Source organism: Caballeronia sp. LZ034LL, assembly GCF_031451215.1.
In the GTDB taxonomy this organism is placed as follows: Bacteria; Pseudomonadota; Gammaproteobacteria; order Burkholderiales; family Burkholderiaceae; genus Caballeronia.
Window position 1 is genome coordinate 531,606 of record NZ_JARUXR010000003.1, and the last position, 21,075, is coordinate 552,680.

The 21,075-nt window shown below is 67.2% G+C and carries 21 protein-coding genes; 13 read left to right on the forward strand and 8 right to left on the reverse strand.

Translation table 11 applies throughout. The annotated features are described in order from the left end of the window. Window positions 1-26 precede the first annotated feature (26 nt). Together fabG and QCE83_RS23485 are read right to left on the reverse strand one after the other, a co-directional pair. Window positions 27-743 carry a 3-oxoacyl-ACP reductase FabG gene (fabG, locus tag QCE83_RS23480; RefSeq protein ID WP_309816887.1) on the reverse strand — a complete coding sequence of 239 codons (717 nt, stop codon included), beginning with the start codon at window positions 741-743 and terminating at the stop codon, window positions 27-29. Window positions 744-862: 119 nt separating this feature from the next. Continuing rightward, a complete protein-coding gene (locus QCE83_RS23485; protein ID WP_309816890.1) occupies window positions 863-1,156 on the reverse strand; it encodes a phosphopantetheine-binding protein in 294 nt (97 codons plus the stop codon). Window positions 1,157-1,582: 426 nt separating this feature from the next. Here QCE83_RS23485 and QCE83_RS23490 point away from each other — a divergent pair, with 426 nt between their 5' ends. The 10 genes from QCE83_RS23490 (at window position 1,583) to QCE83_RS23535 (ending at window position 12,076) form a co-directional block, all read left to right on the forward strand. Then, complete coding sequence (locus QCE83_RS23490; RefSeq protein ID WP_309816893.1) at window positions 1,583-2,233, forward strand: hypothetical protein; 651 nt, start codon at window positions 1,583-1,585, stop codon at window positions 2,231-2,233. A gap of 20 nt (window positions 2,234-2,253) precedes the next feature. Beyond that, window positions 2,254-3,918, forward strand: a complete 1,665-nt coding sequence (locus tag QCE83_RS23495) for an AMP-binding protein (protein ID WP_309816904.1) — start codon at window positions 2,254-2,256, stop codon at window positions 3,916-3,918. Between the two features lie 11 nt (window positions 3,919-3,929). Beyond that, on the forward strand, window positions 3,930-4,919 hold the full coding sequence (locus QCE83_RS23500) for an acyl-CoA synthetase (RefSeq protein ID WP_309816913.1): 990 nt from the start codon (window positions 3,930-3,932) through the stop codon (window positions 4,917-4,919). 4 nt (window positions 4,920-4,923) lie between these two features. Next, complete coding sequence (locus QCE83_RS23505; protein ID WP_309816920.1) at window positions 4,924-5,517, forward strand: outer membrane lipoprotein carrier protein LolA; 594 nt, start codon at window positions 4,924-4,926, stop codon at window positions 5,515-5,517. 5 nt (window positions 5,518-5,522) lie between these two features. Continuing rightward, window positions 5,523-7,925, forward strand: a complete 2,403-nt coding sequence (locus tag QCE83_RS23510) for an MMPL family transporter (RefSeq protein ID WP_309816923.1) — start codon at window positions 5,523-5,525, stop codon at window positions 7,923-7,925. After that, entirely contained in the window at window positions 7,922-8,743 is an 822-nt protein-coding gene (locus tag QCE83_RS23515) for a polysaccharide deacetylase family protein (protein ID WP_309816933.1), read from the forward strand. The genes QCE83_RS23510 and QCE83_RS23515 overlap by 4 nt, the downstream gene beginning before the upstream one ends. Before the next feature lie 32 nt (window positions 8,744-8,775). Beyond that, window positions 8,776-9,507 carry a class I SAM-dependent methyltransferase gene (locus tag QCE83_RS23520; RefSeq protein ID WP_309816935.1) on the forward strand — a complete coding sequence of 244 codons (732 nt, stop codon included), beginning with the start codon at window positions 8,776-8,778 and terminating at the stop codon, window positions 9,505-9,507. Between the two features lie 81 nt (window positions 9,508-9,588). Then, window positions 9,589-10,797 carry a beta-ketoacyl-[acyl-carrier-protein] synthase family protein gene (locus QCE83_RS23525; protein WP_309816937.1) on the forward strand — a complete coding sequence of 403 codons (1,209 nt, stop codon included), beginning with the start codon at window positions 9,589-9,591 and terminating at the stop codon, window positions 10,795-10,797. Next, window positions 10,794-11,594 (forward strand): beta-ketoacyl synthase chain length factor, encoded by an 801-nt coding sequence (locus tag QCE83_RS23530; RefSeq protein ID WP_309816942.1) that lies wholly within the window; start codon window positions 10,794-10,796, stop codon window positions 11,592-11,594. Before QCE83_RS23525 ends, QCE83_RS23530 begins: the two co-directional genes overlap by 4 nt. Then, the gene (locus QCE83_RS23535; RefSeq protein ID WP_309816945.1) at window positions 11,588-12,076 is read left to right on the forward strand and encodes a hotdog family protein; all 489 of its coding nucleotides are present in this window, start codon (window positions 11,588-11,590) and stop codon (window positions 12,074-12,076) included. Before QCE83_RS23530 ends, QCE83_RS23535 begins: the two co-directional genes overlap by 7 nt. Here QCE83_RS23535 and QCE83_RS23540 read toward each other — a convergent pair. From QCE83_RS23540 to QCE83_RS23550, 3 genes are all read right to left on the reverse strand, one after another. Beyond that, on the reverse strand, window positions 12,034-12,804 hold the full coding sequence (locus QCE83_RS23540) for a class I SAM-dependent methyltransferase (protein WP_309816948.1): 771 nt from the start codon (window positions 12,802-12,804) through the stop codon (window positions 12,034-12,036). The two genes, QCE83_RS23535 and QCE83_RS23540, sit on opposite strands and share 43 nt — an antisense overlap. Window positions 12,805-13,487: 683 nt before the next feature. Continuing rightward, complete coding sequence (locus QCE83_RS23545) at window positions 13,488-14,180, reverse strand: hypothetical protein (protein WP_309816951.1); 693 nt, start codon at window positions 14,178-14,180, stop codon at window positions 13,488-13,490. Window positions 14,181-14,459: 279 nt separating this feature from the next. Further along, window positions 14,460-15,041, reverse strand: a complete 582-nt coding sequence (locus QCE83_RS23550) for a flavin reductase family protein (protein WP_309816954.1) — start codon at window positions 15,039-15,041, stop codon at window positions 14,460-14,462. Window positions 15,042-15,245: 204 nt separating this feature from the next. On the opposite strand from QCE83_RS23550, the gene QCE83_RS23555 reads away from it, so the two are divergent. From QCE83_RS23555 to QCE83_RS23565, 3 genes are all read left to right on the forward strand, one after another. Beyond that, window positions 15,246-15,989: a PadR family transcriptional regulator gene (locus QCE83_RS23555; protein WP_404985421.1), complete on the forward strand. Its 744-nt coding sequence runs from the start codon at window positions 15,246-15,248 to the stop codon at window positions 15,987-15,989. 39 nt (window positions 15,990-16,028) lie between these two features. After that, a complete protein-coding gene (locus QCE83_RS23560; protein WP_309816957.1) occupies window positions 16,029-16,859 on the forward strand; it encodes a siderophore-interacting protein in 831 nt (276 codons plus the stop codon). An 83-nt stretch (window positions 16,860-16,942) separates the two neighbouring features. After that, the gene (locus tag QCE83_RS23565; protein WP_309816960.1) at window positions 16,943-18,679 is read left to right on the forward strand and encodes an IlvD/Edd family dehydratase; all 1,737 of its coding nucleotides are present in this window, start codon (window positions 16,943-16,945) and stop codon (window positions 18,677-18,679) included. Window positions 18,680-18,682: 3 nt separating this feature from the next. Here the strand turns inward: QCE83_RS23565 and QCE83_RS23570 are convergent, their stop codons facing one another. The 3 genes from QCE83_RS23570 to QCE83_RS23580 are packed head-to-tail and all read right to left on the reverse strand — an operon-like array spanning window position 18,683 to window position 21,071. Beyond that, entirely contained in the window at window positions 18,683-19,459 is a 777-nt protein-coding gene (locus tag QCE83_RS23570; RefSeq protein ID WP_309816963.1) for an ABC transporter permease subunit, read from the reverse strand. Then, on the reverse strand, window positions 19,456-20,214 hold the full coding sequence (locus QCE83_RS23575) for an ABC transporter permease subunit (protein WP_309816966.1): 759 nt from the start codon (window positions 20,212-20,214) through the stop codon (window positions 19,456-19,458). Before QCE83_RS23575 ends, QCE83_RS23570 begins: the two co-directional genes overlap by 4 nt. Then, window positions 20,211-21,071 carry an ABC transporter ATP-binding protein gene (locus QCE83_RS23580; protein ID WP_309816968.1) on the reverse strand — a complete coding sequence of 287 codons (861 nt, stop codon included), beginning with the start codon at window positions 21,069-21,071 and terminating at the stop codon, window positions 20,211-20,213. The genes QCE83_RS23575 and QCE83_RS23580 overlap by 4 nt, the downstream gene beginning before the upstream one ends. Window positions 21,072-21,075: the final 4 nt, after the last annotated feature.

A 21,075-nucleotide genomic window follows, 5' to 3' on the forward strand; every position in this document is an offset into this window, starting at 1 on the left:
GGTCTCGTTCCGGCGGATGCGCCGGTTCAGGCGATCCCGCCATTGATCGACAGCACTTGCCCGGTGACATACGCCGCCGCGTCCGACACCAGGTACCCGACCATGCCCGCGACTTCCTCCGCCGTGCCCGCGCGCTGCGCCGGCACCAGCTGCTTGATGCGCTCGGGCGGGAACGCTGCGCCGAGCATCGGCGAATCGATGACACCGGGCGCCACCGCGTTCACCGTGATGCCGCGCGACGCCAGTTCCTGCGCGAGCGCCCGCGTCGCGCCGATCAGCCCGGCCTTCGCGGCCGCGTAATTGACCTGCCCGCGATTGCCCATCAGCCCCGCCACCGACGACAGATTGACGATGCGCCCGTGGCGGGTGCGGATCATCGGCAGGAGCAGGGGCTGGGTGACGTTGAAGAAGCCGTCGAGCGTGACGTCGAGGACGCGTTTCCATTGCTGACGCGTCATGCCGGCCATGGGCGCGTCGTCATGGATGCCGGCGTTGTTCACCAGGATCTGCACCGGCGCGTCCGCCAGGATGCGTTCGACGGCGTGCTGGGCGGCGTCGGGATCGGTGACGTCGAAGGCGATGGCGTGCGCCGTGCCGCCTGCCGTGCGAATGGACTCCACGCACGCTTCGGCCCGCTCGATGCCGCCGTTGGCGTGCACCCAGACTTCGTGTCCCGCGGCGGCCAGGGTCCGGCTGATGGCCTGTCCGATGGCGCCGCTGCCGCCCGTCACGAGCGCGCGCATGGCTCGGCTTGTGTCATCGATTGCACTCCGCTGGTTGATTGCGCCGTCCAGTCTCGATGCACTGGATTTCACCCGCGTGAAGGCGCCCGAGCCAAGGGGACTGGGGGCCGGAACGGGGACTAGCGCGTGCGATGCGCCGCGACGTGTGCCGCGAGCGCGCCCAGGCTGGCGAAAATCTTCTGGTTGTCGGGATTGTCCGAGCGCAGCTCGAACCCGTATTTTTTCGAGATCAGCAGCGCGATCTCGAGGATGTCGATGGAATCGAGCCCGAAGCCTTCTTCATACAGGCGCGTATCGGCCGATACGGCCTTGGGATCGACGTCCTCGAGATTCAGATCGGCGACGATCAGCTCGGCCAGCTCTCTTTCCAGTTCGTTCATCGTATTGACAGAGCGGCGCGAAAAACGCGCCAAAGGCCGCCCGGCGGTAGTGCCCCGCGCGCTTGCGCACGCTTCCGGCGGCCTGATTTCAAGATAATTGCGGTTCGCGAAATTCTAGACGAAGCCCCTTGGGACGCCTAGTGGGAAAGGTAACCGCTCGTAGGGCAGGCCCCTATGCGAAATTTCTGAGAAGAATCAGTGATTTCCACGCGGGGCCGGGCGCAGGTGGCCGTAGGGTAGAATCCGGCCCGTCCGACGGTTGTAAGAGCATCGAACAATCGGTTACAGACCGGGCGCGCACCCGCACGAGAAAATAAGCGTCAGGCAGGCGACTGCCGCATTTTTGTTCAACAAACGGGCGTTTTCGACAACGCCGCAGCCGCAATTCATGGTGCGCACTCTTTTTCTTCCGCGAGCCTGCTCGCAGCCGTTGGTGCATCTGCTTCCGGAGTCCGGCCGGTGAAGGCCGCCCGCGTCCTGCGCGCGGCGGGCGTCGTGGCCGGCATCGTCGCGTACCAGTGCGCCGCGCATTACGCGGTGTCCACGCCGGGCGCGCACGGCATCGGCCTGGCGCTGGTCCTCGCGCCGCTCGCGCTGATCCTGCTCAACGCCGCCGCGCGTTCCGCGGCGCGCGCCTGGCTGCTGCCGCTCTGGGCGCTGGCCGGCGTAGTGCTGTGGCTCGGACGGGCACCGCTCGTCGAGCATTTCGGCTGGGGCTTGTGGATCGAGCACGCGGGCTTCAACCTCGCGCTCGCCTGGACCTTCGGACGCACCCTCGCGGCCGGTCGCGAGCCGCTCTGCACCCAGTTCGCCACCCTCGTTCACGGCCGCATCGAGCCGCGCGTCATGCGCTACACGCGCCGCGTCACACTGGCGTGGACTCTGTTCTTCAGCGCCACCGCGCTCGTCTCCACGGTGCTGTTCGCGGGGGCGTCCATCGTCACGTGGTCGACGTTCGCGAACTATCTCTCGTTGCCGCTCGTCGGACTGATGTTCGTCGTCGAATATGCGTGCAGGCGCATCGCGCTGCCGGGGATGAAGCCGTCGAGCATCATGGACGCCGTCCGCGCCTATTCCCAGTCCACGCAGATGCGCCGCGGCGCGCCATGAGCCCGCCGGGCCCGTTACTTATGCAGACCTTCCCGCTGGTTTTCCACGCATCGCCCGATCAGACGCTCGCCTGGCGCGATGGCGCGCCCGTCAGCGTCCGCGCGTTCCTCGCCGACGTGCGGCGCGTGGCCGCCGCGCTGCCCGAGGGCGGGCATGTGTTCAACGTCTGCGCGGACCGCTACCGCTTCACCGTGAGCCTGTGCGCGACGCTGTTGTCGGGCCGCATCAGCCTGCTGCCGTCCACGCACACGCCCGAAATGGTGCGCGCGCTGGCGTCGTTCGCACCGGACGCGTTTTGCCTGCACGACAGCGACGACTGCGCGATCGACCTGCCGCGCATGCGCTATCCCGAAGACGCCGCGCCCTGTGTCGACAGCGCCGACGATACCGATGTGCCGATGATCGATGGCGCGCGCGTCGCGGCCTACGTGTTCACGTCGGGCTCGACCGGCGCGCCGGTGCCGCATCGCAAGACCTGGGGCTTCCTGGTAAAGAACGTGCGCGCGGCGGCGGCGCGTCTGGGCCTGCTCGGCGGCACGCCTGCCACGCTGGTGGGCACGGTGCCGCCGCAGCACATGTACGGTTTCGAATCGACGGTGCTGCTGGCCCTGCTCGGCGGCCTCGCGTTCAGCAACCGCCAGCCGTTCTATCCGGTCGATATCCGCGCCGAACTCGCCGCCGTGCCCGAACCGCGCGTGCTGGTGAGTTCGCCGATCCACCTGCGCGCACTGTTCGCCAACGAAGCGCCGCTGCCGCCTGCCGCGCTGGTGCTGTCGGCCACCGCGCCACTGTCCGAGAAACTGGCGCTGGACGCCGAAGCGCGGCTCGCCGCGCCGCTGATGGAAATCTACGGCAGCACGGAAACCGGCCAGATCGCGACGCGCCGCACGTCGCGCGGAGCGGCGTGGGAATTGTTCCCCGATGTCACGCTGACGCCGCGCGCCGATGACAACGGCGACACCACCATGTGGGCGTCGGGCGGACACGTCGAGACGCCGGTGCCGATGGGCGACGCGCTCGAACTCATCGACGGCGCGTTTTTCCTGCTGCACGGACGGCGCGCGGACCTGATCAACATCGCGGGCAAGCGCACGTCGCTGGCTTACCTGAATCATCAGCTGAATGCGATTCCGGGCGTCATCGACGGCGTGTTCCACATGCCCGACGACACCCCCGCCGACGACGAAGCCGTGCGCCGCCTGATGGCGCTCGTCGTCGCGCCGGAGCTCGACGCGGCGGAATTGCAACGCGCGTTGCGCGAACGCATCGACGCCGCGTTCATGCCGCGTCCGCTGCTGTTCTTCGATTCGCTGCCGCGCAACGCCACCGGCAAGCTGCCGCGCGACGTGCTGACGCGGCTCGTCGCGCAGGAACGCGAGCGGCGCGCGGCGCTGTCGTTTTCCGTGCCGCCCGGCCATCCGGCGCTCGCCGGCCACTTTCCGGGGCGTCCGATCGTGCCGGGCGTCGTGCTGCTCGATCACGCGCTCGATGCGCTCGGCATCGCGCTCGGCCAGCGTTTCGATGTCTGCCGGATCGAATCGGCCAAGTTCCTGAGCCCTGTGGCGCCGGGCGAGGCGCTGGACGTCGCGTATGAGACGGCGGCGAGCGGCGCGATCCGCTTCACGATCCGCGCGGGCGCGCGAGCGGTGGCGAGCGGTTCGCTCACGGCACCGTCAGCGACATGAAGCGCGCGCGCATGAACCGCGACGACTGGGCCGAGCGCCAGGAACGCAGCAATTTCGCGTTGCTGCGCTTCATGACGTGGATTTCGCTGCGCTTCGGCCGCCGCGCCGGGCGCGTGCTGCTGCGGCTCATCACCGCCTACTTCGTGCTGTTTTTGCCGGCGGCGCGACGCGCGTCGCGCAGCTATCTGAACCGCGCCCTCGGGCGGCATGCGGGCTGGCGCGACGGCTATCGGCATGTGTTTTCGTTCGCCTCGACGATCCACGACCGCATCTATCTGCTCAACGAACGCTTCGACCTGTTCGAAATCCGCACGCACGGCGTCGCGGACGTCGAGGCCGCGCTCGCGGATGGCGGCGGCGCGTTCCTGATGGGCGCGCATCTCGGCAGCTTCGAGGTGGTGCGGGCGATCGGCCGGGCGCAGCCGCATATTCGCATCGCGATCACGATGTACGAGGAGAACGCGCGCAAGATCAACGCGATCCTCGCCGCCGTGAATCCCGCCGCGCATCACGACGTGATCGGCCTCGGCAAGGTGGACGCGATGCTCAAGGTGCGCGAGCGGCTCGATGCCGGCAGCCTGGTCGGCATCCTGGCGGATCGCACGCTGCGTCAGGCCGGCGATACGCTCAAGGAACGCGATTTCCTCGGCGCGCCTGCCGCGTTTCCGCTCGGCCCGCTGCACATGGCGGCGGTATTGCGGCGGCCGGTCATCTTCATGACGGGGTTGTATCTCGGCGGCAACCGCTACGATATCCACTTCGAGACGCTCGCCGATTTCTCGAAAGTGGAACGCGGCGAGCGCGCCGCCGCCGTCGATGTCGCGCTCACGCGTTACGTGGCCTTGCTGGAGAAGTACTGCCGGGCGGCGCCGTACAACTGGTTCAACTATTTCGACTTCTGGCAGGCCAATGCGGCGTCCGCGCCGCAACGCGCGGCCAAGGCATCCAGCGCCGCCCAGGCTGCAGATGCCTGCGTGCCCGAAGTCGCACGGGATTCCTGAGCTTATGCGAGTTTTGATCGCGGCCCTGACCGCTGCGCTGGTGTGCGGCGCTTCCTCACTCGCCACGGCCGCCGACGCGCCTTCCTCCGCGTGGACGCTCGACCGCCTGATGAATACGCTCGGCGCGAAGAAATCCGGCCGCGCGCATTTCACCGAGACGCGCTATCTGAAGATCGCGCAGGAGCCGCTGGAGTCGTCGGGCGAGCTGGTGTTCGTCGCGCCGGATCATCTGGAAAAGCATACGGTCAGTCCGAAGCCCGAGAACCTGGTCGTCGATGGCGACATGCTCACCGTCGACCGCAACGGCCATACCGTCACCATCCCGCTGCGCAATTACCCCGAACTGGGCGCGTTCATCGAAAGCATCCGCGCGACGCTCGCCGGCAACCGCTTCGCGCTGGAGCAGGCGTACCGGGTGTCGGTGACGGGCAAGGGCAACGACTGGACGCTGACCCTCGTGCCGATCGATTCGCGCATGCAGAAGAAAGTCAGCGAGATCACGCTCGCCGGGACCGGCGCTGCCTTGGCGCGCGTCGAGATCAGACAGGCCGACGGCGATCATTCGCTGATGCGCCTGCAAGACGCCTCCGCCCACTGACGCCGATGTCCTCAGGCGCGCGCGGCCTCGTCGCGGTGTGGCGGGTGCTGCGCCAGCCCGCCGTGATCCTCTGGCTGTGCCTGCTTGCGGCGTGCGCGGGCGTGATTGCGCGCACGCAGTTTTCCGCCGATCTCTCCGCCTTCCTGCCGCGCACGCCGAGCGAACAGCAACGCGTGCTGGTCGAGCAACTGCGCGACGGGCTGGTGTCGCGGCTGATTCTCGTCGGCATCGAGGGCGGCGATGCGGCCGGGCGCGCCGAGGTGTCGCGCAAACTGGCGGCCACGCTGCGCAACGACGCGCGTTTCTCCGCGATCCATAACGGCGAGCCGGTCGCGCAGGCGCGCGACGAGCGCTTCGTGTTCGAGCATCGCTATCAGTTGAGCCCCGACGTAACGCGCGAGCGTTTCAGCGAGGCGGGTCTGAAGGATGCGCTGACGGGCAGCCTCGACCTGCTCGAATCGTCGGCGGGCATGATGGCGAAGGACCTGCTGCCGCACGATCCGACCGGCGAAGTCACCGCACTCGTCAGCCAGCTCGACAGCGGCGCGCAGCCGCCGTTGCAAGACGGCGCGTGGGCGTCGCGCGACGGCCGGCGCGCCGTGCTGCTCGCGCAAACTTCAGCGGCCGGCTCCGACACCGACGCCCAGGGCGCCGCGCTCGGCGCCGTTCAACATGCCTTCCGGCAGGCCGCGCCGGCGGCGTCGCCGTATCGGCTGCTGCTGACGGGTCCGGGCGTGTTCGCCGTCGAAACCCGCGACACCATCATGCGCGAGGTGCGCTGGCTGTCGGCGGCGAGCATCGCGTTGATCGTCGTGTTGCTGCTGGCCGTATACCGCTCGCTGCCCACCCTGCTGCTCGGCCTGATGCCCGTGCTGACGGGCATCGCGGCCGGCGTCGCCGCCGTGAGCCTCGTGTTCGGCACGGTGCACGGGCTGACGCTGGGCTTCGGCACGACGCTGATCGGCGAGGCCGTCGACTATTCCATCTACCTCTTCGTGCAATCCGCCGGCATGCGTTTCGGCGGCCGGCGCCAGTCGCTCAAGGACTGGGTCGCGGGCTTCTGGCCGACCATCCGTCTGGGCGTGCTGACGTCGGTCTGCGGCTACGCGTCGATGCTCTTCTCGGGCTTTCCGGGCCTCGTGCAACTCGGGCTGTATTCGATCGTCGGCCTGGCGACGGCCGGCATCGTCACGCGTTTCGTGCTGCCGTATCTGCTCCCGGCGAACTTCGCGATCCGCGATGTCTCGCGCCTCGGCACGCTGCTCGCGCGCGGCGCGGCGCGCGCCTCGAAGCTGCGCGGCGCGCTCGCGGTGCTGCTGGTCGCCGCGCTCGCCGTGCTGCTGATGCAGCGCCACGGCCTGTGGAGCCAGGAACTCGCGGCGCTGAGCCCGGTGCCGAAAGCCAGCCAGGATCTCGATGCCGGCCTGCGCGCAGATGTCGGCGCGCCGGACGTGCGCTATCTCGTGGTGGTGTCGGCGACGACGGAGCAGGCGGCGCTCGAACGCGCGGAGGCGGTCGCGCGGCAATTGCAGCCGCTCGTCGATGCACGCGTGATCGCGGGCTTCGAAAGCCCCGCGCGCTATCTGCCGAGCGAGGCGGCGCAACGCGCGCGCATCGCCAGCCTGCCGCCCGCCGACACGCTGCGCACGCGGCTCGCCGACGCGCTGCGCGAGCAGACCATTCGTATCAAGCCGGAGGTGTTCGAGCCGTTCATCGCCGATGTCGACACGGCCCGCGCCCAGCCGCCGTTGCGCCGCGTCGACTTGCAGGGCACGTCGATGGCGCTGGCCGTCGATTCGCTGCTCACCGGAAGCAATGGCCGCTGGACCGCGATGCTGCCGCTGCGCGCCGCCGCGGGATCCGACCTGCAGGCGCAGCGGATTCGCGCGGCGCTGGCGGAGGCCCACGTGCCGGACGCGCTGTTCGTCGACATGAAAGCCGAAGCCGACCGGCTCTACCAGAACTACGTGCACGAGGACATCCGGCTGTCGCTGGGCGGCTTCGCGGCGATCGTCGTGCTGCTCGTGCTCGCGCTGCGCTCGCCGGTGCGCGCGGCCCGCACGCTGGCGCCGCTGGTGGCGGCGGTGATCGTCGTGATCGCCGGGCTGGCGGCGGCGGGGAAGGCGCTGACCATCCTCCATCTGATCGGCATGCTGCTGATCGTCGCGGTCGGCTCGAACTACGCGCTGTTCTTCAATTACCGCCCGCACGGCGAACGCGGCGCCGTTTCGCCGCAGACGCTCGTCTCGCTGCTGATCGCCAATCTGGCGACGGTGCTCGGCTTCGGCCTGCTCGCGCTGTCGCATGTGCCGATGCTCGAAACCTTCGGACTCACGGTCGGCCCCGGCGCGATTCTCGCGCTGCTGTTTTCGGCGATTCTCGCGCCGCGTCCGGAGTCCCGGCGATGACTGCGCCGCTTGCACCGCCCGGACAGCCGCGCCGCTGGCGTGCCACGCCGCTCGTCGGCGGCGTGGCGGCCGTGCATGCGGGCGCGCTGGCCGCGCTGCTGGCGGCGCCCGCAAGCTGGCCGTGGGCGGCGGGCGGCGTCGTGGCCTCGCATCTGGCGCTGACGGCGGCGGGACTCTGGCCGCGCAGCGCGCTGCTCGGTCACAACTGGACGACGCTGCCGGACACGGCCGGCGCGTGCGTGGCGATCACAATCGACGACGGTCCTTCTCCCGAGGTCACGCCGCGCGTGCTCGACCTGCTCGACCGGCATCAGGCGCGCGCGACCTTCTTTTGCATCGGCGAGCGGGCGCGCGAACATCCGGGCATCGTGCGGGAAATCGTTGCGCGCGGACATGCGGTGGAGAACCACAGCCAGCGGCATCGGCATCATTTTTCGCTGCTGGGGCCGCGCGCGATGCGGCGCGAGATCGAAGCCGCACAGGACACGCTCGGCGATATCGCGGGCACGCGGCCGCTGTTTTTCCGCGCCCCGGCCGGCCTTCGCAATCCGTTTCTGGAGCCGGTGCTGTGCCGGCTCGGCCTGCATCTCGCCAGCTGGACGCGGCGCGGCTTCGACACCCGCACCGGCGATGCGGCGCTCGTCGCGCGCCGTCTGCTGGACGATTTCGCACCGCGCGACATCCTGCTGCTGCACGACGGCCACGCCGCCCGCGATGCATCCGGCGCACCGGTCATCCTCGCCGCGCTCGACACCGTGCTGCTCGCGGCCGCCGCGCGCGGCCTCGCTACCGTCACGTTGCGCGAGGCGATCGCGTAGACTGCACGGGCCCATCGTTCTTCAGGTCCCGCATGGTCCCGGCCGAGCTCATCGAGACAGCCCGTCGTCCTTTCCGCGCCGCAGGGCGCTTCGCGTGGCATTTCGCGGCCGCCAAGCTGCGGCACGATCCCTTCTTCTCCTACTTGCTCGCGCACGGCCTGATTCCGGACGGCGCGCGCATCCTCGATCTCGGCAGCGGTCTGGGGCTGCTGGCCGCCTGGTTGATGGCGGCGCATGCATGGCATCGCGATGGCGCGCCCGGTACATGGCCGACGCACTGGCCCGCGCCGCCGCTGCTGAGCTCGCTGCATGGCATCGAACTGACGCCGCGCGATATCGAGCGCGCGCGCATCGGCTTGCGGGCGCACCGGGCGCGCGTGCAGTTCGTCTGCGCCGACATTCGCGCCGCGCCGTTTCCGCAAGCGGACGTGATCGTCGCGTGCGACGTGCTGCATTACGTCGATGCCGACGCCCAGGAATCGATCCTGCGCCGCATCCGCACGAGTCTCGCGGCGGACGGCGTGTTGCTGCTGCGCGTCAGCGACGCGGCGGCGGGCTGGCGCGCGGGCCTCGACCGGGCCGTCGATTTCGGCATGCAGATTGCGCGCTCCGGCCGCGCGAACGGCCTGACTTGCCGCAGCGAGGCGCAATGGCTGGCCCTCCTCGACGCGCTCGGCTTTCACGTGACAACGCTTCCGATGGGCGATGGCGCGCACGAGGCGAATCGTTTGATGATCGCCCGCCTTGGGCGCATCGGCCTCTGAGCCGCTGAGCCCCTGAGCCCCGTCCGGCTCGCGACGGAGCGTTTGTTACAATTCATCGAATACCGAATGCCCGAGCCCGTAGTGAACCCTTTTCTGCTGACGCACTTCACCGCCACGAGTTGCGCGGGACGCGGCCTCGACGCGACGCGCGCCGCGCTCGTCGAAGGACGCGGCGGACTCGCCCCATGCGACTTCGACGGGGCCGATCTCAAGACCTACACAGGCCGGGTCGCCGGCATCGAGGACGAACCCGTCCGCGCCGATCTTTCCGCCTTCGACTGCCGCAACAACCGGCTCGCGCAGATCGCGCTGACCCAGGACGGTTTCGACGCACGCGTGCAAGAAGCCATTGCGCGGGTGGGCGCGTCGCGCGTCGGCGTGTTCATGGGCACGAGCACGGCGGGCATCCTCGAAACCGAGCTCGCCTATCAGCGCCGCGATCCGCTCACCGGCGCACTGCCCGCCGACTTCAACTACGCCGCCACCCACAATCCGTTTTCCCTCGCCGCCTTCGTGCGCGCGTATTTCGGCGTGCGCGGGCCAGCGGTGTCGGTGTCGTCGGCGTGTTCGTCGGGAGCGAAAGTGTTCGGCTCGGCGCGCCGCATGCTCGATAGCGGCCTGATCGACGTGGCCGTGGTGGGCGGCGTCGATACGCTGTGTCTCACCACGCTCTACGGTTTCAATTCGCTCGAACTGCTCGCGCCGGGACCGTGCAGGCCGTTCGATCTGCATCGCAACGGCATCAACATCGGCGAAGCGGCGGCCTTCGGGCTGCTGGAACGCGATACGCCTGAGGCCGACGCCCAGGCGATTCGCTTCCTCGGCATCGGGGAAACGAGCGATGCGCATCATATGTCGTCGCCGCATCCCGAGGGTCTCGGCGCGCGGATGGCGATGGAACAGGCGCTGGCGAGCGCCGGACTCGATGCACGCGACATCGGCTATGTGAACCTGCACGGCACCGCGACGCCGAGCAACGACGCCGCCGAAAGCCTCGCACTGAACAGCGTCTTCGACAGCGTACCGTGCAGTTCCACCAAAGGCGCGACCGGGCATACGCTCGGCGCGGCGGGCGCGCTCGAAGCCGTCATTGCGGCGCTCGCGCTTCAATATCAGATGATCCCGGCGGGTGCGAATACGACGGAACCGGACCCGGCGCTCGGCCTCGATTACGTGACGGCGACGCGCCGCGCACCGTTGCGTGCGGTGCTGTCCAACTCGTTCGGCTTTGGCGGCACCAATTGCAGCCTGGTGTTCGGGCTGGGCGCGCGCGAAGGGGAATCGGCATGATTCCGCTGCGTGCGTATGTCGAAGGGATCGGGGTGATCGGGCCGGGGCTCGGGAACTGGCCGGAGGCTGCGGAGGTGCTGACGCAGCGCGCCGCGCTGCATGCCGCGCGGACCGTGTTGCCCGCGCCGGCCGGATTGCCGTCCGCCGAGCGTCGGAGGACGGGGCCGGTGGTGCGCGCCGCGCTCGCCGCCGCGCATGAAGCGGTGGCGCAGAGCGGCCGCGACGCCGCGACGCTCGCGGCTGTGTTCGCGGCATCCGGCGGCGATGGCGGCAATTTCCACGCGATCTGCGAAACCCTCGCGAGCGACGAGCCGCAGCTCTCGCCGACCCGTTTTCACAACTCGGTACATAACGCGCCGGCTGGTTATTGGAGCATCGCGACGCGCGCGATGGCGGCGTCGAACGTGCTGTGCGCGTATGACGGCAGCTTCGCGGCGGGGCTGTTGGAGAGCCTTGCGCAGGTGAGCGTCGATGGCGCGGCGACCCTGCTCGTCGCCTACGACACGGACTATCCGGAACCCTTGCGCAGCGCGCGGCCGATCGACGATGCGTTCGGCGTCGCGCTCGTGCTCGCGCCGCGTAAGAGCGAGCGCTCACTCGCGCGCATCGAGGCGCGGCTGTGCGCGGCGCCCGTTGCCGCGCTCGATGATGCCGCGCTGGAGGCGCTGCGCGTGTCGAATCCGGCGGCGCGGGCGTTGCCTTTGCTCGAAGCAATCGCCGCCTCACGGACAGCGAGCGTGGTGCTCGATTATCTCGACGACACACAGCTTGCCGTGGACGTTGAATCGCCATGCTGAACGCTGCCCGCACGTTGAATCGCGACGAAATCGCCGCGCGCATCCCGCATGATGGCGCGATGTGCCTGCTGGAATCCGTCGTCGCATGGGATGCGGAGCGCATCCACTGCACGGCGACGAGCCACCTTGCCGCCGATAACCCGTTGCGCTTCAAGGACCGGCTTGCATCGGTGTGCGGCATCGAATACGCGGCGCAGGCCATGGCGACGCATGGTGCGCTGGTCGGAGCGGATCACGGGGAACGCCCGCGCGCCGGTCTGCTGACAAGCGTGCGCGGCGTGGACCTGTTCGTCGATCGGCTCGACGCGCTGGATGGGCCGCTCGATATCGAGGCCGAGCGTATCGGCGGCGATGAGAACACGGTGCTGTATCGCTTCAGCGTGCATTGCGGCGGGCGGCAGCTGCTGAGCGGCCGCGCTGCTGTGATTCTCGATGCGGGTCAGGTCGCGGGTTTTACCGCGCCGGGTTTGACTGCGCAATAGGCTGAGAAGATGCCGAGCTCCACCTCTCGCCGCACTTCGATGAATCCGGCGCTCCTGATTGCCGCGAGGACGGTCGCGGGCGGCACGCAGGCTTCGATGCTGTCCCAGTAATAGCGCATCAGCTCGACGCTCTCCCCCTTCTTCCCCACGACGCGCGCAATCAGCGGCACCACGCCGCGCATGTAGAACTTCAACGCGGCAAGGCCCAGTCCATGTTCGGGGCGCGTGATTTCGAGAACGCACAGACGGCCGCCGGGCGCGAGGACGCGAAAGTATTCATCGAACACACGGGTCAGGTCGCTGACGTGGCGCAGCGCGAAGCCCATGCTCAGGAAGTCATACGAGGCGTCATCGCAGGGCAGCTGCTCGGCAGTGCCGATGCGCGTCTCGACGCCAACCGGCAACTGCGCCTGTCCGACCATGCCCGGACTGGGATCGACACCAGTGACGAGCGCCGCGTCGCCGGTAATCGCGACGGCCTCTTTTGTAACGAGCCCGGTGCCCATGCCGACATCGAGCACGCGCATGCCGCGCGTCAGGCCCGCCGAGCGCAGCGCACGGTTGCGATACCACGGGCCGGAACCGAGCGCCATCGCACGTTCGATGGCGTCGTAGTCGCTCGCGGTACGGTCGAACATGCCGCGCAGCCAGGTGCGGCGGTTGGATTCGTCGGGGTAGTAGGCGGTCAGGGGCTCGTGCGGGACCTCGGGGTGGGATGGTTCACGCATGGTGGTCGAGGGCCGGTGTGGCGTTCTTTGCGTTGGCCGACAACCGTGCGCGGCTTTGATCATGCAGTTGCAGCGATTGAGTCATGAAAATCATGAAGGGAGATCCGCTGTAAGGTCGACAACGGAGTATCGCGGGTGGAGAGGTTTGCGTAAACGGGTGTTTGGTGGGTTACGGGGGGTTGAGGTCCGCTACCGCGCTTGCTTGCGCAATCGAATTCGACGCATTGGGGACGAAATCATTGGCTGATTGCCAGCGTTCATTAATTCGAGATGGGGTCGGGCGGGAACGGCGTGCGTCTTATGCGCGGGGTTTGAGCGGGACGCGGATGGCAGATGTCAGATTGACGGGGCGGATTCAACAGGCTGCTGACCCGAGCTTGGTTCGTGCTCTCGCAGGCCTTCGCTGACTTTTGATGCCTTCAGCGCCCTCAAGCCCGGATTAATTTCTCGCGATCGGGTCCGCTTCGATGCGAGTTTGCATCGGCGATATCTGTCGTGATCTGCGAAGCAAGTGGAGATTCGCTGTGGGCGCGCCGCGTTCGAAACGCTTTCGGCACGTTGCATTGCTACCGCGCTGAAACGATGTAACGCTGCATGCAAAACGCAAAATGCCCTTTGGCATTTGGTATGCAAAAGGCCTAATGCAAAGTCCCTAACGAGGTGAACGACGAGGCGACAAGGCCTCAGTGGGCCGCGCGCGCAGCAAGCACTGGCTCGTTTGCCACGCCGCCCACGACGACCGACGCCACCACCGCATTCATCGCCCCCGAGGCCGCCGCCGATACATCCGCCGCGGACGTCGGCGCCGCCACCGGCGCCGGCAACGACAGCGTGATCGCACGCTGTGCACGGCGCATCGAATTGCGCACGCGCCGCTCCGGCCGGCTCAGCATGCCGCCGCCCACGAGCGCCACGAACGAAGTCACCAGCGGCACGGCGAGCAGCATCGTCGCGAACTTGAACAGCCCAAGCCGCAGCGGGCTGCGAGCCGCCCACGCCGACCAGCCGATTGCAAAACACACATAGGCGATGCCGGCAGGCGCGCCGGCAAGCTCGGGCGCACCCACGAACAGCGCGAAAGGCAAAGGAAAAACGAGCATGAAGAGCGCGACGCTCGCGAGCGCATGCACCAGCAGGGCTCGCCGGCGCTTCACCAGACCGCTCAGCGACCAGAACGCGAGCACCAGCACGAACGGCGGACAGGCGGCCACCACGATCGCCAGCGTCAGATAGACCAGCACGCCTGCCAGCAGATTGCGCGAGTAGCCCGCCGACGATGCGTACCACACCAGGTACGCCGCCGCGCCCGCCCCCACGCACAGGCAGTACGCCAGCATGCCGCTCTGCCCGTCGGGCGCAACAACGAGCCTAAGCAAAAGCAGGCTTGTGAAAGCGATGAGATAAACCAGAAAACGCAAGACCGAAAAACGTTGCTGCATGCCACACCCCAGTTCCCCTGACGGCCCCGCGGTCCTCGTGCGGCAGATGCGCCGGGGAGACCGTCTGTGTCCGTCCGTCGCCTGCGTCCGCGTTCGGATGGCGGATCGCGAGGCTCAAGATGTCGCCGCCAATGGCCACTGAGGCGTTCGCGATCGACTTTTATTTATCGACTGAGGAATGGGAAATCTTTAGCGCGTGATTAAAAACGCAAAAGTTCAGCGCGGCAGCGCCTTGGCCTTCTTCATCGCGGACGCACTCACGAAATTACCGGCGCCAAGATGGTGCAGCGTATGCAACGGCTCGTTGGACTCGTCGAGGTGCCAGTGACCTTCGGAGAACACGACAGGATCCGCGGCCGCCGCGACGACTTCCGCGAAACACGTGTCGTACACATCCTCGGTGTGCTTCTCGTCGATGAGCTTGCATTCCAGCCACGCCGCGCAGTTTTTCTCGATAAGCGGCAGCCCGAGCACCGGACCTTCCACCGTTTCGATGCCGAACGCCTTGAACTTGTCGAGTTCGCGTCCGTCCGTCGTGCCCACTGCGTAGGTCATGTCCATCGCGGCCGCGCCCGGCACGATCACGCCGAAGGTCCCGCTCGCAGCGGCGAGTTCGCGTGTGAACGTGCGCTTGTCGATGACGATGGCGATGCGCGGCGGGGTGAACTCCACTGGCATCGACCAGGCAGCGGCCATCACGTTGCGGCGGCCGGCGTGCGCGCTCGTGACCAGCACCGTCGGACCATGATTGATGAGACGGCTCGCGTGTTCCAGCTTGACGGGAAGAAAGTGGCTCATGGGGTTTCGAAAAAAAATGGAACGATTTTCGTGGAAAAAAAGCGGAACGAATGGCTTAGAAAAAAAGCGGAACGGATTGCGTGATTTTAGGCGGCGACCGGCACACACGCCCCGGATCCGCTCGAAGCCGATAATTCGCCTTGACAGACACTCTTACGATATATATCTTTAGATATGTTTTACGACATATCTGGAGCGTACCTCATGAGATCCCGTTGCTTTCAGCACGCACGTGAAGCCGGCTTCCGTGCCTTTGGTTTCGATTTCCCCTTCGACGCGCCCGAGTGGTTCGAACGGTTTGCCATCGAGCGTCGCGGCATGATCGGGCGCCACGGCCGTGGCGGCGGTCGCTTCGGCGGCGGCCCTGGCGGTCCCGGAGGCATGGGTGGGATGGGCGGCATGGGCGGGTTCGGCGAAGACGGCATGCCGCGCGGCCGCAAGTTCTCGTCCGACGACCTGCAATTGCTTCTCCTCGCCATGCTGGCCGAGGCGCCGCGTCACGGCTACGAACTCATCAAGGCGCTGGAAGACCGTTCGAACGGCTTCTACGCACCCAGTCCCGGCATGGTGTATCCGGCGCTCACGTATCTGGAAGAACTCGGCCACACCACCGTCGAACTGGAAGGCAACCGCAAGCGTTACGCGCTGTCCGAGACCGGCCGCGAGTACCTCACGGCGAATCGCGAACGCGTGGACATCATGCTCGCGAAGCTCACGCATTTCGCACGCAAGATGGATCTCGTACGCCGCGCCTACATGGGCGAGGACGTCGAGGACCCGAGCGGCGACACCGGCTGGGTGCCCGAGCTGATCGCCGCGCGGCGCGCGCTGAAGAAAGCCATGCTGCTGCGCACGAACGCATCGGCGGACGAACAGCGCCGCATTGCCGCGATCCTCGCCCGCGCCACGACCGAGATCGAACAGAACGCCGCGCCGAAACAGGCGTAATCAGGACGCAAAGAAAACGGAACAAGGAAACCGCATACGATGACCGATTCCATCCTCCACCAACGGCCCGACCTCGAAGTCACCCGTGTCCGCCACCCGCTCAGGTTTCGCCTGGTGCAAGTGCAGCGCGTGCAGACGCTCAACCCTTACTTCGTGCGCGTGACCTTCAGCGGCGACGATCTCGCCGATTTCGTCACCGCCTCGTTCGACGATCACGTCAAGCTGTTCTTCCCCGCGCCGGGCGACACCATGCCCGCGCTGCCGCAATCCGGTCCGGACGGTCCGGCCTTCGATCCGTCGAAGCCCCGTCCAGTCGCACGCGATTTCACACCGCGCCGTTTCAACCCGGCCGCCCGTGAACTCGACATCGACTTCGCGTTGCACGAAGCCGGTCCCGCTACCGACTGGGCATCGCAAGCCGCGCCGGGTCAGTATCTCGGCATCGGCGGGCCACGCGGGTCGTTCGTGATTCCGGTGCAGTTCGACTGGCATCTGCTGATCGGCGACGAAACCGCCTTGCCCGCCATCGCACGACGCGTCGAAGAACTGCCTGCCGGCACGCGCGTCGCCACGTTGATCGAAGTCGCCGATCCCTCTGCGCGCATTGAATTCGACACGCACGCCGACCTCTACGCGCAATGGCGTTATAGAAACGAAAGCGATCATCCCGGCGGCGCGCTGCTGCTCGCCTTGCGGGAAACCTACATGCCCGAGGGCGACGGCTATGTATGGGCCGCAGGCGAAGCCACGCTCATGCGCGCCGTGCGCCAGTTGCTGACCGCCGAGCGCGGCATCGACAAGCGGCGCATCCGCGCGTCCGCCTACTGGAAGCGCGGCGAGCAAGGCGTGCATGGCAGCATCGAAGACTGAGCATGTGCGGTCCGCTTTCATGGCGCGGACAGCCGGACCCAAAGCCGCGATAATCGCGTCATGGAGACAACCGGCAACCGGACATGACCGACGACACCAGCAAGAAGCCACGCGGCCTGCGCAAATCGCTGACGAGCTATGGAGACAACGGCTTTTCGCTCTTTCTGCGCAAGGCCTTCATCAAGGGCGCGGGCTATACCGACAGCGCGCTCGACCGCCCGGTCATCGGCATCGTCGACACCGGCAGCGCATACAACCCCTGTCACGGCAACGCGCCGCAGCTGATCGAAGCGGTCAAGCGCGGCGTGATGCTGGCAGGCGGCCTGCCGATGGACTTCCCCACCATCTCCATCGCCGAATCGTTCTCGCAACCGACGAGCATGTATCTGCGCAATCTGATGTCGATCGACACGGAAGAGATGATCCGCGCGCAGCCCATGGACGCCGTCGTGCTGATCGGCGGTTGCGACAAGACCGTGCCCGCGCAGTTGATGGGCGCGGCATCGGCGGGCATTCCTTCCATTCAACTGATCACCGGCTCGATGCTCACCGGCGCGCATCGTGGCGAACGCGTCGGCGCATGCACCGATTGCCGGCGCTACTGGGGCCGCTTTCGCGCTGAAGAAATCGATGCCGATGAAATCGCCGCGGTCAACAACCAGCTCGTCGCAAGCGTAGGCACCTGCTCCGTGATGGGCACCGCGAGCACCATGGCATGCATCGCCGAGGCGCTGGGCATGACGGTGCCCGGTGGCGCATCGCCGCCGGCGGTGACGTCGGACCGCATGCGCATCGCCGAACTCACGGGCACGCAAGCCGTGAAGATGGCGCACGAGCAGCTCACCATCGACAAGATCCTCACCGCCGAGGCCTTCGAGAACGCCATGCGCGTGCTGCTCGCCATCGGCGGCTCGACGAACGGCATCGTGCATCTGACGGCCATCGCGGGACGCATGGGCTATGAAGTCGATCTGAAGGCGCTCGACCGCATGGGACGCGAGACGCCTGTGCTCGTCGACCTCAAGCCTTCCGGCGCGCATTACATGGAAGACTTCCACAAGGCCGGCGGCATGGCGAGCTTGCTGCGCGAGCTCAAGCCGCTGCTGAACCTCGACGCCCTCACCGTGACGGGACGCACGCTCGGCGAGGAGATCGATGCGGCCGGCCCGGCATTCGCGCAGGACGTCGTGCGTCCTTTCGACAGACCGGTCTATCCGCAAGGCGGCATCGCCGTGCTCGAAGGCAATCTCGCGCCGGGCGGCGCGATCATCAAGCAGTCGGCAGCCGACGCGCGGCTGATGGAACACGAAGGCCGCGCGGTCGTGTTCGAGAACGGCGCGGACCTCGCGGCGCGCATCGATGCCGATGATCTCGACGTCACGCCGGACGACGTGCTCGTGCTGAAGAACATCGGGCCCAAGGGCGCGCCAGGCATGCCGGAAGCCGGCTATATCCCGATCCCGCGCAAGCTCGCGGTGCAGGGCGTGAAGGACATCGTGCGCATCTCGGATGGCCGCATGAGCGGCACCGCGTTCGGCACCATCGTGCTGCATGTGACGCCGGAGTCCGCCATCGGTGGACCGCTCGCGCACGTGCGCAGCGGCGACCGCATTCGCCTGAGCGTATCGAAACGGGAACTGAGCCTGCTGATCAGCGATGAAGAACTGGCGGCGCGCGCGCAGGCATCGCCCGTGACGGAACCGAGCGCGGATCGTGGCTATCGCAAGCTCTTCTATGACACCGTGACGCAGGCGGACAAGGGCGTCGACTTCGACTTCCTGCGCGCGGCACACATGCGCGGCGTGACACCGCGCGGCTGATGATCAGTCTTCATGCGTGAGATGACGCTGCCACGCCAGGAACAGCATGTTCACCAGCGTCGCGAACACGAACAGCATCAGCGCGAGCGCCATGATCGTGCTGGTCTCGTTGCGGTTCATCGCGATCATCAGCAAGCGTCCGATGCCGCTTTGCGACGCGAACATCTCGCCGATCAGCGTGCCCAGCAAGGTCAGCGAGAAGCCGATGCGCAGGCCCGCGACCACCTCGGGCACGCACGCGGGCAACAGGACGAAGCGTGCGAAATCGCCGGGGCTCATGCGATAGGTTCGCGCCGCCCGCGCGTAAATGGGCGGCATGTTGCGCACGGCATTCATCGTGAATAATGCAATCGGCACGATGCCATGCATCACGCCGAATACGATCTTGGCCCATAGCCCGAGGCCGCACGCGAGCAGCACCACGGGATAGAGCGTCACCTTCGGGATCGAATAGAAGCCCATCATCAGCGGCTCCATCACGTTGCCGGCAAGGCGTCGCGCGCCCAGCAGCAAGCCGATGCCCACACCCGCCACCGCCGATATCGCAAACGCCGACGCGAATGCGAGCGACGTCACATAGAGACTCTGCGGAAAGTCCACATCGCTCACGATATGCACGGCGCGCTGCACGGTATGCAGGGGCGTTGTCAGCACATCGGGGCCGAGCCATTCGCTCAGGATCTGCCACAACCCGACCAGCACGACGATCAGCGCGAGCGCATCCGTCCAGCGTCGCGCGGCGCGCGGCTTCGCGACAGTCGATGCAAGCGCCGTGCTCATGCCGTCTCCCTGCGGATACGCCGGTAAAGCCGCTTCTCCGCTTGCCGCAACAAGCCGTTGATCGTCGTGACGAAGACCAGCATCAGCACCATGAGGCCATACATGACGGCGTTGTCGAACGCGTTGTAGGCGAACGCGATCTGATAGCCGAACCCCGAACCCGACAGCACGAATTCACCGGCCACGACCGCAATGAACGCATACACCACGGTCAGCTTGATGCCGGTGAAGACGAACGGCAGGCTGGCGGGCAGCGTAATCAGGCGTATTTCGTCGAGCGTGCTCAGGCGGCATACGCGTGCAGTGCGCAGAAGAACACGCGGTACGCGTTCGAGACCGTTGAGCGTGTTGACGGCCATCGCGACCACCGCGAACAGGAAGCCGATGCCCACCAGCGGCCAGCGATTAAGCCCGAAGATCACGATCAGGATCGGATACAGCACGAATACGGGCACCGCGTAGTACGAGAGCAGCAACGGGTCGAGCACGCGGCGCAGACGCGGCAGCCTGAACAGCACCACCCCGCCGATAAAGCCCGCGATCACCGCGAGCACCACGGCCAGCAAAGCGCTGCTGAGCGTCTGCACGATATCGAGCGTGAACTGCCCCGACGTAAGGATCTGCCACGCGCTGAGCGCCATGCGCGAAGGCGGAATGAACGACACCGGGTTGATCCACGCGAGACGCGTCGCCACTTCGAGCAAGGCGAGCAGCGCGACGACCAGCCCGATGCGCCAGCGCGCCGCCTCGTTCATGGCCGGCTCCCGAGCGCCTTCAATGCCTCGTCGCGCAGCAGGCCCCACACTTGCGCGGTCAGCTCGCCGAAGCGCGGATCGAGCGCGATGGTGCTGTCGCGCATGCGCGACCAGCCCGTCTCGATGGTCGCAATGAATCGCCCCGGACACGCCGACATCACGCCGATGCGGTCCGAGAGCAGCACCGCTTCATCGATCGAATGCGTGATCAGCATCACGGTCGCGCCGGTATCGCGCCACAGCTTCAGGGTTTCGTCGCCCATCAGGAGGCGGGTCTGCTGATCGAGCGCGCCGAACGGTTCGTCGAGCAGCATGAGACGCGGCCGGACCACCATGGCCCGCGCAATGCACACGCGCTGCCGCATGCCGCCCGACAATTGCGCGGGATAGGCGCGCGCAAACGACGCGAGGCCCATGAAAGAAAGTGCATGCTGCACGCGTTCGCGCACTTCGTTTTCCGGAACGCCGGCGCGGCGCGCGGCGAACGCGGCGTTATCGAATACATTGAGCCACGGGAAGCTCGCGTCTTCCTGGAACACGACCGCCACGCCGTCGGGCACCTGTCGTCCCACCGGCTGCCCTTCGAATTCGACCGCGCCGCCGCTCGCCGGATTCAGGCCCGCGAGCACGTCGAGCAAGGTCGACTTGCCGCAACCCGAAGGACCGACGACAGAAAAGAATTCGCCTGCACGCAATTCGAGGCTCACCGGCCCGAGCGCATGAAAAGGCGGCTTGCCTGCGGTGCCGGGATAGATGCGCGTGACGTCCGTCAGGCGCGCCTGGATGCGCTGCTCGCCGGAGCCGGCGGGCTCGTTCGACACCACCGATATCTTCGTGCGACGCGGCAGCACGCTCATTGCG

Excerpts from the sequence above, each read along its gene's own strand:
- fabG (WP_309816887.1), bottom strand. The coding sequence starts at position 743 with ATGCGCGCGCTCGTGACGGGCGGCAGCGGCGCCATCGGACAGGCCATC.
- QCE83_RS23495 (WP_309816904.1), top strand. The coding sequence starts at position 2,254 with ATGCAGACCTTCCCGCTGGTTTTCCACGCATCGCCCGATCAGACGCTC.
- QCE83_RS23500 (WP_309816913.1), top strand. The coding sequence starts at position 3,930 with ATGAACCGCGACGACTGGGCCGAGCGCCAGGAACGCAGCAATTTCGCG.
- QCE83_RS23505 (WP_309816920.1), top strand. The coding sequence starts at position 4,924 with ATGCGAGTTTTGATCGCGGCCCTGACCGCTGCGCTGGTGTGCGGCGCT.
- QCE83_RS23510 (WP_309816923.1), top strand. The coding sequence starts at position 5,523 with ATGTCCTCAGGCGCGCGCGGCCTCGTCGCGGTGTGGCGGGTGCTGCGC.
- QCE83_RS23515 (WP_309816933.1), top strand. The coding sequence starts at position 7,922 with ATGACTGCGCCGCTTGCACCGCCCGGACAGCCGCGCCGCTGGCGTGCC.
- QCE83_RS23520 (WP_309816935.1), top strand. The coding sequence starts at position 8,776 with ATGGTCCCGGCCGAGCTCATCGAGACAGCCCGTCGTCCTTTCCGCGCC.
- QCE83_RS23530 (WP_309816942.1), top strand. The coding sequence starts at position 10,794 with ATGATTCCGCTGCGTGCGTATGTCGAAGGGATCGGGGTGATCGGGCCG.
- QCE83_RS23535 (WP_309816945.1), top strand. The coding sequence starts at position 11,588 with ATGCTGAACGCTGCCCGCACGTTGAATCGCGACGAAATCGCCGCGCGC.
- QCE83_RS23540 (WP_309816948.1), bottom strand. The coding sequence starts at position 12,804 with ATGCGTGAACCATCCCACCCCGAGGTCCCGCACGAGCCCCTGACCGCC.
- QCE83_RS23550 (WP_309816954.1), bottom strand. The coding sequence starts at position 15,041 with ATGAGCCACTTTCTTCCCGTCAAGCTGGAACACGCGAGCCGTCTCATC.
- QCE83_RS23555 (WP_404985421.1), top strand. The coding sequence starts at position 15,246 with ATGAGATCCCGTTGCTTTCAGCACGCACGTGAAGCCGGCTTCCGTGCC.
- QCE83_RS23560 (WP_309816957.1), top strand. The coding sequence starts at position 16,029 with ATGACCGATTCCATCCTCCACCAACGGCCCGACCTCGAAGTCACCCGT.
- QCE83_RS23565 (WP_309816960.1), top strand. The coding sequence starts at position 16,943 with ATGACCGACGACACCAGCAAGAAGCCACGCGGCCTGCGCAAATCGCTG.
- QCE83_RS23570 (WP_309816963.1), bottom strand. The coding sequence starts at position 19,459 with ATGAGCACGGCGCTTGCATCGACTGTCGCGAAGCCGCGCGCCGCGCGA.
- QCE83_RS23575 (WP_309816966.1), bottom strand. The coding sequence starts at position 20,214 with ATGAACGAGGCGGCGCGCTGGCGCATCGGGCTGGTCGTCGCGCTGCTC.
- QCE83_RS23580 (WP_309816968.1), bottom strand. The coding sequence starts at position 21,071 with ATGAGCGTGCTGCCGCGTCGCACGAAGATATCGGTGGTGTCGAACGAG.